At 58.8% G+C, this 16556-nt stretch carries 14 protein-coding genes; 11 read left to right on the top strand and 3 right to left on the bottom strand.

Annotated elements, in window-relative coordinates; translation table 11 throughout:
• The first annotated feature begins 16 nt into the window (after positions 1-16).
• Positions 17-1009 carry an alpha/beta hydrolase family protein gene (locus BLU63_RS13510; RefSeq protein ID WP_010467174.1) on the top strand — a complete coding sequence of 331 codons (993 nt, stop codon included), beginning with the start codon at positions 17-19 and terminating at the stop codon, positions 1007-1009.
• Positions 1010-1134: 125 nt separating this feature from the next.
• Here the strand turns inward: BLU63_RS13510 and BLU63_RS13505 are convergent, their stop codons facing one another.
• Genes BLU63_RS13505 through BLU63_RS13495 form a run of 3 tightly spaced genes read right to left on the bottom strand, consistent with a single transcriptional unit; the run spans position 1135 to position 3591 of the window.
• Positions 1135-1902 (bottom strand): TerB family tellurite resistance protein, encoded by a 768-nt coding sequence (locus tag BLU63_RS13505; protein WP_083375642.1) that lies wholly within the window; start codon positions 1900-1902, stop codon positions 1135-1137.
• Position 1903: 1 nt separating this feature from the next.
• Positions 1904-2575 (bottom strand): N-acetylmuramate alpha-1-phosphate uridylyltransferase MurU, encoded by a 672-nt coding sequence (gene murU / locus BLU63_RS13500; RefSeq protein WP_083375641.1) that lies wholly within the window; start codon positions 2573-2575, stop codon positions 1904-1906.
• Positions 2572-3591 carry an aminoglycoside phosphotransferase family protein gene (locus tag BLU63_RS13495; protein ID WP_077747314.1) on the bottom strand — a complete coding sequence of 340 codons (1020 nt, stop codon included), beginning with the start codon at positions 3589-3591 and terminating at the stop codon, positions 2572-2574. The genes murU and BLU63_RS13495 overlap by 4 nt, the downstream gene beginning before the upstream one ends.
• A gap of 130 nt (positions 3592-3721) precedes the next feature.
• Between BLU63_RS13495 and BLU63_RS13490 the strand changes: the two genes are divergently transcribed.
• From BLU63_RS13490 to BLU63_RS13445, 10 genes are all read left to right on the top strand, one after another.
• The gene (locus BLU63_RS13490; RefSeq protein WP_083375640.1) at positions 3722-6520 is read left to right on the top strand and encodes an LPS-assembly protein LptD; all 2799 of its coding nucleotides are present in this window, start codon (positions 3722-3724) and stop codon (positions 6518-6520) included.
• Entirely contained in the window at positions 6501-7817 is a 1317-nt protein-coding gene (surA, locus tag BLU63_RS13485; protein ID WP_010467166.1) for a peptidylprolyl isomerase SurA, read from the top strand. The genes BLU63_RS13490 and surA overlap by 20 nt, the downstream gene beginning before the upstream one ends.
• A complete protein-coding gene (gene pdxA, locus BLU63_RS13480; protein ID WP_083375639.1) occupies positions 7814-8803 on the top strand; it encodes a 4-hydroxythreonine-4-phosphate dehydrogenase PdxA in 990 nt (329 codons plus the stop codon). Before surA ends, pdxA begins: the two co-directional genes overlap by 4 nt.
• The gene (gene rsmA, locus BLU63_RS13475; protein ID WP_010467164.1) at positions 8800-9618 is read left to right on the top strand and encodes a 16S rRNA (adenine(1518)-N(6)/adenine(1519)-N(6))-dimethyltransferase RsmA; all 819 of its coding nucleotides are present in this window, start codon (positions 8800-8802) and stop codon (positions 9616-9618) included. Before pdxA ends, rsmA begins: the two co-directional genes overlap by 4 nt.
• A 123-nt stretch (positions 9619-9741) precedes the next feature.
• Positions 9742-10122: a Co2+/Mg2+ efflux protein ApaG gene (gene apaG, locus BLU63_RS13470; RefSeq protein WP_010467163.1), complete on the top strand. Its 381-nt coding sequence runs from the start codon at positions 9742-9744 to the stop codon at positions 10120-10122.
• Positions 10122-11006 (top strand): symmetrical bis(5'-nucleosyl)-tetraphosphatase, encoded by an 885-nt coding sequence (locus tag BLU63_RS13465; protein WP_077747311.1) that lies wholly within the window; start codon positions 10122-10124, stop codon positions 11004-11006. Before apaG ends, BLU63_RS13465 begins: the two co-directional genes overlap by 1 nt.
• Positions 11007-11039: 33 nt before the next feature.
• A complete protein-coding gene (glpE, locus tag BLU63_RS13460) occupies positions 11040-11369 on the top strand; it encodes a thiosulfate sulfurtransferase GlpE (RefSeq protein ID WP_077747310.1) in 330 nt (109 codons plus the stop codon).
• Positions 11370-11665: 296 nt separating this feature from the next.
• Complete coding sequence (locus BLU63_RS13455; protein WP_010467160.1) at positions 11666-13588, top strand: PrkA family serine protein kinase; 1923 nt, start codon at positions 11666-11668, stop codon at positions 13586-13588.
• Between the two features lie 114 nt (positions 13589-13702).
• Positions 13703-14974, top strand: a complete 1272-nt coding sequence (locus BLU63_RS13450; protein ID WP_010467159.1) for a YeaH/YhbH family protein — start codon at positions 13703-13705, stop codon at positions 14972-14974.
• Complete coding sequence (locus tag BLU63_RS13445; protein ID WP_077747309.1) at positions 14971-16533, top strand: SpoVR family protein; 1563 nt, start codon at positions 14971-14973, stop codon at positions 16531-16533. The genes BLU63_RS13450 and BLU63_RS13445 overlap by 4 nt, the downstream gene beginning before the upstream one ends.
• Positions 16534-16556: the final 23 nt, after the last annotated feature.

Genomic DNA, 16556 nt, shown 5'->3' with positions numbered 1-16556 from the left:
TGGCCTGGAATATCCGATGCCCCCTGTCTACCGCCTGGCATTGCCAGCATTGTGCCTGTCGCTGATCCTGCCTTGCGCCTTTTCCGTCGAGGCCGCCGACCCGGCACCTGCAGCTGCGGAAAAACCCGCAGAAGAAAAACCGGTCGAACGCCAGCCACTGCTTGAGCGTAGTCAGGAAGAAACGACAGCACTTGAGCGAAAAATCCCCGCGCAGGAACAGCAACAGCTGCAAGCCGGCGCCGACACCTTCCTTGCGCTGTGGAAACCGGCCAACACCGCCGAGCCCAAAGGCGCGGTGATTATCATCCCAGGCGCAGGTGAAACCGTTGACTGGCCGCAAGCAATCAGCCCGTTGCGTAACAAATTGCCCGACGCGAAGTGGAGCAGCCTGAGTATCACCTTGCCGGACGTGCAAAGCGACGCCATTGCGCCACGCGTCATGGAAATGCCGCCAACGCTCAAGGCGCCGGAAACCGGCAGCAAGGACTCGACCACGGCCGCTCCCATCGAGCAAGCGGCAGGTGGTGAAGCGGAAGTTGCCGACAAGGCCATCGCCGAAACCACCGAGGAACAGTCAAAGGCCGCCGCCGAACGCATCTTTGCTCGAATTGATGCGGCCATTGCGTATGCCGAACAGCAAAGCGCTCGCAGCATCGTGGTGTTGGGCCATGGCACAGGCGCTTATTGGGCCGCGCGTTATTTGAGCGAGAAGCAGCCGTCGCAAGTGGAAAAATTTGTGATGGTCGCGGCACAGACGCCTGCCGCGGCGAAACCCGAACTGGTCGAACTGACGCCGACACTGAAGCTGCCGACGGCAGATATCTTCTACATGGATAAGCCGCTGGATCGCAACGCAGCACTGGCACGGATGCAGGCCAGCAAGCGCTTGAAGTCTTCAGCGTTCAGCCAGGTGTCGCTCAAGGCGTTGCCCGGTAATGCCAGGGCCGAGCAAGAGCAACTGGTGCGCCGGGTGCGCGGGTGGTTGAATCCGCAGAAGGCGGCGGACTGAAAGACCGCGTCGCCCCCATCGCGAGCAAGCCTAGCTCTTACAGGTTCTGTGTTGTATGACGCGAAACCTGTAGGAGCGAGGCTTGCCCGCGAAGACGGTATCCCTGGCGACACGAATCTTTCCAGCTACCGAAAATCCCGCCGCTCACGAATCAACGTGTAGGCCGAGTGCAGTTCGCGGGTCTTGTCAGTCGCCTCACGCACCTGCAACGCCGTCGCACCGCTGCCGGCAATCTTGTCCGGATGGTGGCGACTGAGCAGGCGTCGATAGGCACGCTTGATCTGCGCCGGCTCGCTGGTCGCCGACACCCCCAACAGCTGCAAGGCATCCTGATAAGTCAGGGTGCTGCTGACCTGCGGGCGCTTGTGCTGATCGTAGTCAGCCGCCAGCGCCAGTACTTGTTGCGGCGTCCAGCCCAGCCACTTGCCCCACAGGGCCAGCAATTCACGTTCATTGTTCCCCGCACGCCCATCGGCCCAAACCATGCGCCAACAGGCGCGCAATACGCCTTCCGCGGCGTGGGGCTGAGCACTCAAGCGCCGCAGATACCCGCGCAACCGGTCACGGCCCGACTTGCCGCGATTGAACGCGGCAATGGCACGACGCTGCGCCGATTCGGTCATTTCCAGCGCACGCATTTCCTGACGAGCCTGCTGGATGTGACCATCCACCACGCGTCCATCGCTCTTGGCCAACCGTCCCAGCAACACGAACAACAGTTCATCGTTGCGCAGCATCGGACGACCGCCGAGCTTTTCACGCAAATGCCCCCAGCTTTGCAGGTGCAAGCGCCGATCCAGCGCCTGTCCCAGCAAAGCACCGAGCATGGCCCCCGGAATGCTGGCTATGGCAAAGCCCGCTCCGGCTCCAATCAGAGTCCCTGGCCACAGCATCTCAGCGTCTCGCTTCTATCAGGGTTTCAACTTCAGCCAGGCGTTCATGCGTGCCGACATCCACCCAGTGTCCGCTCAGGCGTTCGCCGGTAACCTGTCCATCCGCCATCGCTTTGCGCAGCAACGGCGCCAGTTTGAAGGCGCCGGCCGAGCAACCGTCGAACAGTTGCGGATGCAGCACGGCAATACCGCTGTAGGTCAGGGTGTCGGCGTCAGGCTGACCGTCGCGCACTTGCCCGTCGACCAGCGTGAAATCGCCGGTCGGGTGATGGGCCGGATTGTCCGCCAGCACCAGGTGCGCCAACCCGGCGATGGGTTGATGCAGCACGCTGAAGTCGTAGTCAGTCCAGATGTCACCATTGACCACCAGGAATGCTTCATCGCCCAGCAGAGGCAATGCGCGGAAGATACCGCCGCCGGTTTCCAGTGGCTCCCCTTCCGGTGAGTAATGAATACGCAGGCCGTATTGCGAGCCGTCACCCAAGTAGCTTTCGATCTGCTGACCGAGCCAGGCGTGGTTGATCACAATCTCGGTAAACCCGGCGTTTGCCAGGGCTTTCAAGTGGTACTCGATCAGAGGCACGCCGCCAGCACGAACCAGCGGTTTGGGTGTGGTCAGGGTCAGCGGGCGCATGCGCTCGCCTTTGCCGGCCGCCAGAATCATCGCCTTCATGCAGGGGCTCCAGCACGCAGGCTCAGCAGCAACACATCCAGCTCGGCCAGCTCAGGACGGCGGGCGATCACTGCATCTATATAAGCAAAGAAGCGCGGCACATCGGCCAGGTAGCGCGGCTTGCCGTCGCGATGACAGATGCGGGCGAAAATGCCGATCACTTTCAGGTGACGCTGCACGCCCATCAGGTCGCTGGCGCGCAGAAAGTCTTCGAAATCAGGCTGCACGGGAATGCCGAGCGCACCCGCTTGCTGCCAGTAATTTTCCAGCCAGGCGTGCACACGCTCCTCGGGCCAACTGAGGAAAGCGTCCTTGAACAGGCAAGTGACGTCATAGGTCACCGGGCCGTAGACCGCGTCCTGGAAATCCAGCACGCCGGGGTTCGGCTCGCTGAGCATCAGGTTGCGAGGCATATAGTCGCGATGCACCAGCACTTTAGGCTGGGCCAGGGCGCTGTCGATCAGCAGCTCAGTCACGTGCTGCCAGAGCATTTGCTGCGCCGAGTCGAATTCGATGCCCAACTCGCGCTTCACGTACCACTCGGGGAACAGCTCCAGCTCACGACGCAGCAAAGCCACGTCGTAACTCGGCAACGGCGCGACCATCGGCAATTGCTGGAAAGCCAGCAATGCTTGCAGGGCATCCTTGAACAAATCGTCGGCGTTTTCGCTGTCGATCACGTCCAGATAAGTCTTGTTGCCCAGGTCATTGAGCAAAAGAAATCCGCGTTCGAGGTCTTCGGCATAAATTTTCGGCACATTTATTCCGGACTTCGCCAACAAAAAAGCGATATCCACGAAGGGTTTGCAGTTTTCCTGGGGCGGTGGCGCGTCCATCACGACGAAACTTCTGCCTTCGCCTTCCCACCGGAAATAGCGCCGAAAACTCGCGTCACTACTGGCCGCGGTCAATGTGGCCGGGGGTACGACGCCCCAGCCCTGTTCTGCAAAGAGGATAGCCAACTGCTCATCGAGCCAAACTTTCAGGTGTTGCAAACGTACATCTTGGTCAGGCATTGCAAGGGTCTCCGACGGCGCTAGCCGTCAAGCGGGTCATGCTTTATTATCCAGCATCTTTTTCAGACCATCGAGAGGCGTGCGGCCCACACCGCGGGCAGATGGCACGCAGGAAGCCCGGACTAATAAGATGGCATTGAAATCCCCCGCGTTTCGTAAAAAATTTCCGTTGTTGGTTACCGGCAGTCTGCTGGCCCTGCAACCCCTAGCCACTTCTTTCGTGGTCGCCGCGGAACAGTATGACTGCTCAGTCTCTGCTTCGGGTGCCTGGGACTGTGCGCCAAAAGCGCCAGCGGCGGCATTGCCTCCGCGTCCCGTCCATGACGGCAGCGCAGTTTCCGCCACCGGCGAACCTGCGTCCGAAAGTGGCACCAGTGAAGACACTGGCGCCAAGCCTGTGCTGGTTACCGAGTCCAAAGGACGCGGCCTGAAGTCGCGTAGTGCAGACTACAGTCACCTCGACTGGGTTCCGCGCGAGAACCTCACGGCAGCGCAACTGGCCGAGACCGGTCCTTACTGCTCTGGTTCCTATATCGAACCGATTCGTCCTGGCATGAATGACAAGACGGATAAAAGTGACGCTCCAACCTTTATCGGCGCGAAAGCCTCCCGCTATAAGCAGGAAGAGCAAGTCGCGACCCTGGCCGGTGACGTCGTCATGCGCCAGGGCAGCATGCAGGTTGAAGCCGACGAAGCGAATCTTTACCAGGCCGAGAGCCGTGGCGAACTGAGCGGCAACGTGCGCATTCGCGACAACGGCGCACTGATCGTGGGCGACCACGCCGACGTGCAGCTCGATACCGGTGAAGCCAAGGTCGATAACGCCGAATACGTGATGCACAAATCCCGTATCCGCGGTAACGCGCTGTACGCCAAACGTGCCGAAAACGCGATCATCCGCCTCAAGGATGGTACGTACACCACGTGCGAACCGAACAGCAACGCCTGGCAGCTCAAGGGCAACAACATCACCTTGAACCCGGCGACCGGCTTCGGTACCGCGACCAACGTGACACTGCGGGTCAAGGACATTCCTGTCCTGTACACGCCGTACATCTATTTCCCGATCGATGACCGTCGCCAGTCCGGCTTCCTGCCGCCGACTATCGGCACGGGCAGCGATACCGGCTTCATGCTGGTCACACCGTATTACTTCAACCTGGCACCGAACTACGATGCCACGTTGTATCCGCGCTACATGAGCAAGCGCGGCTTGTTGATGGAAGGCGAGTTCCGCTACCTGACCCCGTCCAGCGAAGGTCAGTTCGGTGCTGCGTACCTCAACGACGAAGATACCGATCGCAGCAAGCAGACCGACTACCAGAAAAACCGCTACATGTATAACTGGCAGCACAAGGGTGGTCTGGATTCGCGGGTCCTCACGCAGGTTGATTACACTAAGATCAGCGATCCGTATTACTTTCAAGACTTGCAGACTGATCAGATTGGTATAAAAAGCGCCGATTATGTTAACCAGCAAGGCTCCGTCACTTACCGTGGCGATAGTTACTACGCTCAACTGAATGCACAGGCCTATCAGCTTGCAACGGTGTCGAACATTACACCGTATAACCGCTTGCCACAGATTACGTTTGCGGGCCGGCTACCAACTCAACCGGCCGGCCTGAACTTTGATTACCAGACCGAGCTGGTACGGTTTGATCGCGACTTGAAAAACGGCACTTTCACCGACGAAGACGGGAACGTGACTCCGCGCCTAGACACGAACGTTGTTGGCTTGGCACGCGCTACAGGTGATCGTCTCAACCTTGCGCCAGCCGTCAGTCTGCCTCTGAACTGGACTTACGGCTTCCTGAAGCCGACGCTCAAGTACCAGTACACCCAATACAGCCTGGATCTGGACAACAGGGGCAAAACCTTTGTTTCCAACCAGACCGCAGAACAGGACAGGCTACTCGGAAAGTTTGACAGCAATCAGAACCGTGGCGTGCCGATCGCCAGTGTCGACAGCGGGCTTTACTTCGATCGCAATACGCAATGGTTTGGCAAGAACTACCGTCAGACTCTCGAACCGCGCCTGTTCTATCTGTACGTACCAGAGACCGATCAGGAAGACATTCCGGTATTTGATACCAGCGAATACACCTTCAACTATGCGTCGCTCTTCCGTGATAACCGTTTCTCCGGCTCCGACCGCGTCGGTGACGAGAACAAACTGTCGTTGGGCGTGACCAGCCGCTGGATCGAAGACAACGGCTTCGAACGTCAACGCATCAGTGTCGGCCAGGCCTTGTACTTCAAGGACCGCGAAGTTCAGTTGCCGGGTATCGATGCAAAGACCCGCGACGATGCGCACTCCAACGTGTCGCCTTATGCGCTGGAATACGAATACCGCTGGAACCGCGATTGGCGCACCACGGCCGATTACAACTGGGACCCGGACAGCCGCAGCCCTCGCTCGGGCAGCGCGATGTTCCACTACCAGCCTGAGGACAACCCGAACAAGGTCATCAACGCCGGTTATCGCTATCGCAATGACCAGGTCCGTTACGACCAGAACAGCGGTAAATGGTCGGTGGGCGGTGGTGATTACGGCACCCCAGGCCAACCTGGCTACGTGAAGGACTACTACAAAATCCAACAGCACGACTTCTCGGTGATCTGGCCAATCGTGCCGCAATGGAACGCCATCAGCCGCTGGCAGTATGACTACAACCGCAACCGTACCCTGGAAGCCTTCGGTGGTTTCGAGTACGACAACTGCTGCTGGAAACTGCGCCTGATCAACCGTTACTGGGTTTCCTATGACGAGTTCAGTCAAGATGCCCCGCAAAACGAAAAAGGCGACCACGGCGTCTTCCTACAAATCGTTCTGAAAGGTCTCGGCGGCCTCACCGGCGCCAAAGTAGAGAGCTTCCTCGACAAAGGCATCCAAGGTTATCGTGAACGTGAAGACCAAGCTTTCTGATTGTCTGCGCCCGCTAGTGCTGGGCGCGCTGTTCCTGGGTACTGCGGCGAACGCCGCGGTACAGTCCATCGATAAAGTGGTGGCCATCGTCGACAACGACGTGGTCATGCAAAGCCAACTGGACCAGCGTGTTCACGAAGTTCAGCAAACCATCGCCAAACGCGGTTCTGCGGTTCCGCCGGCCGGCGTGCTGGATCAGCAGGTGCTTGAGCGTCTGATCGTCGAAAACCTGCAATTGCAGATCGGCGAGCGTTCCGGCATCCGCATTACCGATGAAGAACTGAACCAGGCTGTCGGCACCATTGCCCAGCGCAATAACATGTCGATTGATCAGTTCCGTGCTGCCCTGACTCGTGACGGCCTCTCTTATGAGGACGCACGGGACCAGATTCGTCGCGAAATGATCATCAGCCGAGTGCGCCAGCGTCGTGTGGCCGAGCGCATTCAGGTGTCTGAACAGGAAGTGAAGAACTTCCTCGCTTCCGACCTCGGCAAAATGCAGTTGTCCGAAGAGTTCCGTCTGGCCAACATCCTGATTCCTACGCCGGAAAGCGCCAACTCCGATGCAATTCAGAATGCAGCCAAGCAAGCGGACGCGGTTTACCAGCAGCTCAAGCAAGGCGCTGACTTCGGTCAGTTGGCAATCGCCAAATCCGCCAGCGAAACCGCACTGGAAGGCGGCGACATGGGCTGGCGTAAAGCCGCTCAATTGCCACCTCCGTTCGATCGCATGTTGAGCACCATGACCGTTGGCGACATTACCCAGCCAATGCGCACGCCGGGGGGCTTCATCATCCTGAAGATCCTCGACAAGCGTGGCGGTGAGACCCAGACCCGTGACGAAGTGCACGTGCGTCACATCCTGGTCAAACCTAGCCCGATTCGTGACGAAGCAAAAACCAAAGCCCTGGCTGAATCGCTCTATACCCGAATCGAAGCGGGCGAAGATTTCGGCGAACTGGCGAAAAGCTTCTCGGAAGACCCGGGGTCCGCCCTCAACGGTGGCGACCTGAACTGGATCGACCCGAACGCATTGGTGCCCGAGTTCCGCGAAGTGATGGCCAAGACCCCGCAAGGTCAGCTGTCCAAGCCGTTCCAGACTCAATACGGCTGGCACGTTCTGGAAGTCCTTGGCCGCCGCGCCACCGACAGCACGACCCAGGCCCGTGAGCAGCAGGCGATGACCGTACTGCGTAACCGCAAATACGACGAAGAGCTGCAAACCTGGCTGCGTCAGATCCGTGACGAAGCGTATGTAGAGATCAAACTCCCTGGTGCAGACCAGGCAGCGCAGTGAAACCCAAGCGTTTCGCGCTGACACCCGGCGAACCGGCCGGCATAGGTCCTGACCTGTGCCTGCTGCTCGCCTCGCAAGCCCAGCCACATCCCCTGATTGCCATAACCAGCCGCGACCTGCTCCTTGAGCGGGCCGCGCAGCTGGGTGTGGTCGTCGATTTGCTGCCGGTAACACCGGACAGTTGGCCGGATGCCCCGGCACCCGCCAACAGCCTGTATGTCTGGGATACCCCGCTCAATGCACCGGTCATCGCCGGGCAACTGGACAAGGCCAATGCGGCTTTCGTTCTGGAAACCCTGACCCGTGCGGGCCAAGGCTGCCTCGACGGGCATTTCGCCGGAATGATCACTGCCCCCGTGCACAAGGGCGTGATCAATGAATCGGGCATCGCCTTCTCCGGGCACACCGAATTTCTCGCTGACCTGACCCATACCGCACAAGTGGTGATGATGCTTGCCACCCGCGGCTTGCGCGTGGCGCTGGTCACCACTCACCTGCCCCTTCGGGAGATTGCCGATGCAATCACCCCGGAGCGTCTGGAGCGGGTCACACGGATTTTGCACACGGACTTGCAACAAAAGTTCGGCATCGCCCGGCCACGCATCCTGGTCTGCGGGCTAAACCCGCACGCCGGTGAAGGCGGACATCTGGGCCATGAAGAAATCGACATCATCGAACCTACATTAGAGCGTCTGCGCGGCGAGGGCATGGACCTTCGCGGCCCCCTGCCCGCCGACACTCTGTTTACCCCCAAATATCTGGAGCACTGCGACGCGGTGCTGGCGATGTACCACGACCAGGGCCTGCCTGTGCTGAAATACAAAGGCTTCGGCGCGGCAGTCAACGTGACCCTGGGCTTGCCGATCATCCGCACATCGGTCGACCACGGCACTGCCCTGGATCTGGCCGGCAGCGGCAACATCGACACCGGCAGCCTGCAAGTCGCCCTGGAAACCGCCTACCAGATGGCCGAGACCCGTATATGACCGAGCATTACCAACACCGGGCGCGCAAGCGTTTCGGCCAGAACTTCCTGCACGATGCCGGCGTTATCGACCGCATCCTGCGCTCCATCCACGCCAAGCCTGAAGACCGCCTGCTGGAAATCGGCCCGGGCCAGGGTGCGTTGACCCAAGGCCTGCTGGGCAGTGGCGCGCAACTGGACGTGGTGGAACTGGACAAAGACCTGATCCCGATCCTCAATCAGCAGTTCGCCGGAAAGAGCAACTTCAACCTGCATCAGGGCGACGCACTGAAGTTTGACTTCAACAGCCTGAACGCAGCCCCGGGCAGCCTTCGGGTCGTCGGCAACCTGCCATATAACATCTCTACGCCGCTGATTTTTCACTTGCTGCACAACGCCAGCCTGATTCGCGACATGCACTTCATGCTGCAAAAGGAAGTGGTCCAGCGTATGGCGGCGGGCCCTGGTGGCGGTGACTGGGGCCGTCTGTCGATCATGGTTCAGTATCACTGCCGGGTTGAGCATCTGTTCAACGTTGGCCCCGGTGCGTTCAATCCGCCACCGAAAGTCGATTCAGCCATCGTGCGCCTGGTGCCTCACGCGGTGCTGCCGCACCCGGCCAAGGATCACAAGCTGCTGGAGCGTGTTGTGCGCGAAGCCTTCAACCAGCGCCGCAAAACCCTGCGCAATACCCTCAAGCTGCTGCTGAGCAACGACGAAATCACGGCAGCCGGCGTCGACGGCAGCCTTCGTCCAGAGCAGCTCGACCTTGCCGCCTTCGTGCGCCTTGCCGACAAGCTCAGCGAACAAGTCCTGGCTACTCCCGCCGTCGACTGACAGCCGACGAGCGTTATCGGGTAGGACACCAGCGCCCATGTCTGGTTTACTACCCGATACTTGGCCTAGACTGAGCTCCATCAGCTACGCCCCGCGTCCCGCTTCGCTTTTAAGGCCTCTTGCATGTCCGATCCTCGTTATCAGGTCGACGTCAGCGTCGTCACCCGCTATCTGGCAGAACAATCGCAACCCGAGCACAACCGCTTCGCCTTTGCCTACACCATTACCGTGCACAACAATGGCGAGCTACCGGCCAAACTGCTGTCTCGGCACTGGGTCATCACCGATGGCGACGGGCATGTCGAAGAGGTTCGCGGTGCGGGCGTTGTCGGCCAACAACCGTTGATCGAACCAGGCAAGAGCCATACCTACAGCAGCGGCACCGTCATGACCTCCAAGGTCGGTACGATGCAGGGTACTTATGAAATGATCGCCGACGACGGCAAACACTTTGACGCCGTTATCGCGCCATTCCGCCTGGCGGTGCCCGGAGCCCTGCACTGATGGCGACGTATGCCGTCGGAGACCTTCAAGGCTGCCTTGAAGCCCTGCAATGCCTGCTCAAAAAAGTCGCGTTCGACCCGACAAAGGATCGTCTGTGGCTGGTGGGCGATCTGGTCAACCGTGGCCCGCAGTCGCTGGAAACCCTGCGTTTTCTCTACAGCATCCGCGAATCGCTGGTGTGCGTGCTCGGCAACCATGACCTGCACCTGCTGGCCGCCGGTAAGAACATCGAACGCCTGAAGAAAACCGATACCCTACGCGAAATTATCGAAGCCCCCGATTGCGCCGAGCTGCTGGAATGGCTACGCCAGCAAAAACTCATGCATTACGACGAACAACGTAACGTTGCGCTGGTGCATGCCGGTATTCCCCCGCAATGGTCGCTGCGCAAAGCACTGAAGTACGCCGCCGAGGTCGAGACGGCGCTACGCGACGACAATCTGCTGCCGCCCTACCTCGACGGCATGTACGGCAACGATCCGGCGAAATGGGACAGCGACCTCAGAGGCGTCACGCGCCTTCGGGTGATCACCAACTATTTCACCCGCATGCGTTTCTGTACGGCCGAAGGCAAGCTGGACCTCAAGAGCAAGGAAGGCCTGGGCACTGCGCCACCCGGCTACAAACCCTGGTTCCAGCACAAGGAACGCAAGACCAAAGGCGTGAAAATCATTTTCGGGCACTGGGCCGCGCTTGAAGGCCAGTGCAACGAACCGGGCATCTCTGCGCTCGACACGGGTTGCGTCTGGGGCGGTGCCCTGACGATGATGAACGTCGACAGCGGCGAACGCCTGTCCTGCAAATGCGACGAGCATGGCCATGCCGCCGCGCCGCCAGTCGCCCCACGAACTAGCGAACAAACGCCAGCCAGCGCCCAGCGCTAGACTGCGCTTTCAGCCGAGCCACAGGAGCCCGCCATGAGCGAATTCAAACGTATCCCCCCAGAACAGGCACAGGCCCTGCGCGCACAAGGCGCCGTGGTGGTCGATGTCCGTGACCCCGCGACCTATGCCGCCCTGCACATCAGCGGCTCGAAGCATCTGGACAATCATTCCCTGCATGCCTTCATTCAGGCGGCCGATCTGGACGCACCGACCGTGGTGGTCTGCTATCACGGCAATTCCAGCCAGGGCGCCGCCGCATACCTGATCAGCCAGGGCTTTTCCGACGTGTACAGCATGGATGGCGGTTTTGAGCTGTGGCGTACGACTTATCCTGCGGAAACGGCGCAAGGCACTTCCGAATAATTTTTTTGTAACGTGCAAGCCCCGTCCCCTGTGGGCTCGCGCGGTGGCAGACGAACGGTCTGCCACAACTAATTACGTATCTCGCCTTTACCTCCTGAATAAGCAACTATCCTTAAGCGCAGGCCATCCAAAACAGGGGAGAGCCGGTACACCGGCGCGCGGGTCATCGGGAGTAGCTTTCGAGGTCGTCAGCTTCGAAAGAGTTCTGGGGGGTAAACAGCGACTGCATATCCGGTTGCTGCCAGCATCGACTGAATGATCCGGCGTCGGCTCCACGTATCGAGCGAGGTGACGTCATGAGTATCTTTAGCCACTTCCAACAACGCTTCGAGTCCACACGCCAGGAAGAACTCTCGCTGCAAGAGTATCTTGAGCTGTGCAAACAGGACCGCAGCGCCTACGCCTCCGCCGCCGAGCGTCTATTGCTGGCCATCGGAGAACCGGAGCTGCTCGACACCTCGACCAACTCGAGACTGTCGCGAATCTTTTCCAACAAGGTGATCCGCCGCTATCCGGCCTTTGAAGACTTCCACGGGATGGAAGAATGCATAGACCAGATCGTGTCGTATTTCCGCCATGCCGCTCAGGGCCTGGAAGAGAAGAAACAAATCCTCTATCTGCTCGGCCCCGTCGGTGGCGGTAAATCGTCCCTGGCCGAGAAGCTCAAACAACTGATCGAGAAAGTGCCCTTCTACGCCATCAAGGGCTCGCCGGTATTCGAGTCGCCGCTGGGCCTGTTCAACGCCACTGAAGATGGTGCGATCCTCGAAGAAGACTTCGGCATTCCGCGGCGCTACCTCAATACCATCATGTCTCCATGGGCCACCAAGCGCCTGGCCGAATTCGGCGGCGACATCAGCCAGTTCCGCGTGGTGAAACTCTATCCGTCGATCCTCAACCAGATCGCGGTGGCCAAAACCGAACCGGGCGATGAAAACAACCAGGACATCTCGGCGCTGGTGGGCAAGGTCGACATCCGCAAACTGGAGGAATACCCACAGAACGACGCTGATGCCTACAGCTATTCAGGCGCGCTGTGCCGGGCCAACCAGGGCCTGATGGAATTCGTCGAAATGTTCAAGGCGCCAATCAAGGTGCTGCACCCATTGCTGACCGCCACCCAGGAAGGCAACTACAACAGTACCGAAGGCCTCGGGGCGATTCCGTTTACCGGGATCCTGCTGGCTCACTCCAACGAATCGGAATGGCACACCTTCCGCAACAACAAGAACAACGAAGCCTTCATCGACCGGATCTATATCGTCAAAGTGCCGTATTGCCTGCGGGTCAGCGACGAGGTGAAGATCTACGACAAGCTTCTGTTCAACAGCTCTCTGGCCAAGGCCCATTGCGCACCCGACACCCTGAAAATGCTCGCCCAGTTCACCGTGCTCTCACGCCTCAAGGAGCCGGAAAACTCCAACATCTATTCCAAGATGCGTGTGTATGACGGCGAGAACCTCAAAGACACGGATCCGAAAGCCAAGTCGATCCAGGAATACCGCGACAACGCCGGTGTCGACGAAGGCATGAACGGTCTGTCGACCCGGTTTGCGTTCAAGATCCTGTCCAAGGTCTTCAACTTTGATCCGCACGAAATCGCCGCCAACCCGGTGCATTTGCTCTATGTGCTGGAACAACAGATCGAACAGGAACAATTCCAGGCCGAGACCCGTGAACGCTATCTGCGCTTCCTCAAGGAGTACCTGGCACCGCGTTATATCGAATTCATCGGCAAGGAGATCCAGACTGCCTACCTCGAGTCTTACAGCGAGTACGGCCAGAACATCTTCGATCGCTACGTGCTGTACGCAGACTTCTGGATCCAGGACCAGGAATACCGAGATCCGGAAACCGGCGAAATCCTCAACCGCGTCGCGCTGAACGAAGAGCTTGAGAAAATAGAAAAACCGGCCGGCATCAGCAATCCGAAGGATTTCCGCAACGAAATCGTCAACTTCGTCTTGCGCGCCCGGGCCAACAACAATGGCAAGAACCCGACCTGGCTCAGCTACGAAAAACTGCGGGTGGTCATCGAGAAGAAAATGTTCTCCAACACCGAGGACCTCCTGCCTGTCATCAGCTTCAATGCCAAGGCCAGCAAAGAGGACCAGCAGAAGCACAACGACTTCGTCACACGGATGGTCGAGCGGGGCTACACCGACAAACAGGTACGACTGCTGTCCGAGTGGTACCTGCGGGTCCGGAAATCGCAATGACGCAGCGGCAAGCCATAAGCTACAAGCGGCAAGAAAAAGCGCGTAAGCCCTGATATCCGGGCAGCTTCTACTTGCAGCTTGTAGCTCACAACTTGAAGCCGCCCGGAGGGGCCTATGAGCTATGTGATCGACCGACGTCTCAATGGCAAGAACAAGAGCACGGTGAACCGTCAGCGGTTTCTGCGGCGTTATCGTGATCACATCAAAAAGGCCGTCGAAGAGGCGGTCAGTCGGCGTTCCATTACCGATATGGAACACGGCGAACAGATCAGCATCCCCGGCCGCGACATCGACGAGCCGGTGCTTCACCATGGACGTGGTGGCAAGCAGACCGTCGTGCACCCCGGCAACAAGGAATTCACCAGCGGCGAACACATTGCCCGTCCGCCAGGCGGTGGTGGCGGCAGAGGCCCAGGCAAGGCAGGCAACTCGGGCGAAGGGATGGACGAGTTCGTCTTCCAGATCACCCAGGAGGAATTCCTCGAATTCATGTTCGAGGACCTCGAACTGCCGAACCTGGTCAAGCGCAACCTGACCGGCACCGACACCTTCAAGACCGTGCGCGCGGGTATCAGCAACGAAGGTAACCCGTCGCGAATCAACATCATCCGTACCCTGCGCTCGGCCCATGCCCGGCGAATCGCCCTGTCTGGCAGCAGCCGGGCAAAGTTACGGGAAGCCAAAGAAGAACTGCTGCGACTCAAGCGGGATGAACCGGATAACTTCGGCGATATTCAGGAGATCGAAGCAGAAATCGAAAAACTCAGTGCGCGCATCCATCGCGTTCCCTTTCTCGATACCTTCGACCTCAAGTACAACTTGCTCATCAAGCAGCCGAACCCCAGCTCCAAGGCGGTGATGTTCTGCCTGATGGACGTGTCCGGCTCAATGACCCAGGCAACCAAAGACATCGCCAAGCGCTTTTTCATTCTGCTGTACCTGTTTCTCAAGCGTAACTACGACAAGATCGACGTCGTCTTCATCCGCCACCACACCAGCGCCCGCGAAGTGGATGAGGAAGAGTTCTTCTACTCCCGGGAAACCGGCGGCACCATCGTCTCCAGCGCCTTGAAACTGATGCAGGAAATCATGGCCGAGCGTTATCCGAGCAATGAGTGGAACATCTACGCGGCCCAGGCCTCCGACGGTGACAACTGGAACGACGATTCGCCGATCTGCCGCGACATTCTGATCAACCAGATCATGCCGTTCGTGCAGTACTACACTTACGTTGAGATTACCCCGCGCGAACACCAGGCTTTGTGGTTCGAATACGAACGCATCGCTGAAGCCTTCTCTGACACTTTTGCCCAGCAGCAACTGGTCTCGGCCGGGGATATCTACCCGGTCTTCCGTGAACTCTTCCAGCGCAGGTTAGTGACATGACCGCCAAAGAGCAGAAGCGCCAACCCATTTCCACCGGCTCAGAATGGACATTCGAGCTGATCCAGGCCTATGACAAAGAAATCAGTCGCCTGGCGGCTCGTTATGCCCTGGATACGTACCCTAACCAGATCGAAGTGATCACCGCCGAGCAGATGATGGACGCCTACGCCTCCGTCGGCATGCCACTGGGTTATCACCATTGGTCCTATGGCAAACACTTCCTCAGCACCGAGAAGTCTTACAGCCGTGGGCAGATGGGGCTGGCCTACGAGATTGTGATTAATTCAGACCCATGCATCGCCTATCTGATGGAAGAAAACACCATCTGTATGCAGGCCCTGGTGGTCGCTCATGCCTGCTATGGCCACAACAGCTTCTTCAAGGGCAATTACCTGTTCCGCACCTGGACCGACGCCAGCTCGATCATCGATTACCTGGTTTTCGCCAAGCAGTACATCATGCAATGCGAAGAACGCCACGGCATCGATGCAGTGGAGGACCTGCTGGATTCCTGCCATGCGCTGATGAACTACGGGGTCGACCGCTACAAACGCCCATATCCGATTTCGGCTGAAGAAGAGCGCCGCCGGCAGAAGGATCGGGAAGAGCACTTGCAGAAACAGATCAACGATTTGTGGCGGACCATTCCAAAAGGGGCCGACAAGTACAGCGACAAGGACAACGCGCGCTTCCCCGCCGAACCTCAGGAAAACATCCTGTACTTCATCGAAAAACACGCGCCGCTGCTGGAGCCCTGGCAGCGGGAAATCGTGCGCATCGTGCGCAAGATCGCCCAATATTTCTACCCGCAACGCCAGACCCAGGTCATGAACGAAGGCTGGGCCACGTTCTGGCACTACACGCTGATGAACGACCTGTATGACGAAGGCCTCGTTACCGACGGCTTCATGATGGAGTTTCTGACGTCCCACACCAGCGTGGTCTACCAACCCGGCTTCGACAGCCCCTACTACAACGGCATCAACCCCTACACCTTGGGTTTTGCCATGTACCGGGACATCCGCCGCATGTGTGAACACCCTACCGAGGAGGATTACCGCTGGTTCCCTGAGATAGCCGGTACCGACTGGCTGTCGAGCATCAAGTTCGCCATGAGCAGCTTCAAGGACGAAAGCTTCATCCTGCAGTACCTGTCACCGCAGGTGATCCGCGACCTGAAATTGTTCAGCATTCTCGATGACGACCAAAAGGACGACCTGCTGGTCCCGGCCATTCACGATGAAGGTGGCTACCGCACCATTCGCGAAACACTGGCCGCGCAGTACAACCTGGGTAATCGAGAGCCCAATATTCAGATCTACAGCATCGACCGGCGTGGCGACCGCTCCCTGACCTTGCGTCACCAGCAGCACGACCGCAAACCGTTGGGCGAGTCCACCGAGGAAGTGCTCAAGCACCTGCACCGGCTGTGGGGCTTCGACATTCACCTGGAAACGCTGCAAGGCGACCAGGTCATGAAAGTTCACCATGTCCCGCCCAGAAGCGAGCACAGCGAGGGGGATTACGGCCGGCTGGACTTGGCTGTCATTCATCTTTGATCCTGTTTCTGCCTCCGGAAGTT

The organism is Pseudomonas mandelii (assembly GCF_900106065.1).
In the GTDB taxonomy this organism is placed as follows: Bacteria; Pseudomonadota; Gammaproteobacteria; order Pseudomonadales; family Pseudomonadaceae; genus Aquipseudomonas; species Aquipseudomonas mandelii.
This window is presented reverse-complemented; position numbering and strand designations above follow the sequence as displayed.

Bases quoted from the DNA above. Each gene is read 5' to 3' on its own strand.
- BLU63_RS13510 (WP_010467174.1), top strand. From the start codon at position 17: ATGCCCCCTGTCTACCGCCTGGCATTGCCAGCATTGTGCCTGTCGCTG.
- BLU63_RS13505 (WP_083375642.1), bottom strand. From the start codon at position 1,902: ATGCTGTGGCCAGGGACTCTGATTGGAGCCGGAGCGGGCTTTGCCATA.
- murU (WP_083375641.1), bottom strand. From the start codon at position 2,575: ATGAAGGCGATGATTCTGGCGGCCGGCAAAGGCGAGCGCATGCGCCCG.
- BLU63_RS13495 (WP_077747314.1), bottom strand. From the start codon at position 3,591: ATGCCTGACCAAGATGTACGTTTGCAACACCTGAAAGTTTGGCTCGAT.
- BLU63_RS13490 (WP_083375640.1), top strand. From the start codon at position 3,722: ATGGCATTGAAATCCCCCGCGTTTCGTAAAAAATTTCCGTTGTTGGTT.
- rsmA (WP_010467164.1), top strand. From the start codon at position 8,800: ATGACCGAGCATTACCAACACCGGGCGCGCAAGCGTTTCGGCCAGAAC.
- apaG (WP_010467163.1), top strand. From the start codon at position 9,742: ATGTCCGATCCTCGTTATCAGGTCGACGTCAGCGTCGTCACCCGCTAT.
- BLU63_RS13465 (WP_077747311.1), top strand. From the start codon at position 10,122: ATGGCGACGTATGCCGTCGGAGACCTTCAAGGCTGCCTTGAAGCCCTG.
- glpE (WP_077747310.1), top strand. From the start codon at position 11,040: ATGAGCGAATTCAAACGTATCCCCCCAGAACAGGCACAGGCCCTGCGC.
- BLU63_RS13455 (WP_010467160.1), top strand. From the start codon at position 11,666: ATGAGTATCTTTAGCCACTTCCAACAACGCTTCGAGTCCACACGCCAG.
- BLU63_RS13450 (WP_010467159.1), top strand. From the start codon at position 13,703: ATGAGCTATGTGATCGACCGACGTCTCAATGGCAAGAACAAGAGCACG.
- BLU63_RS13445 (WP_077747309.1), top strand. From the start codon at position 14,971: ATGACCGCCAAAGAGCAGAAGCGCCAACCCATTTCCACCGGCTCAGAA.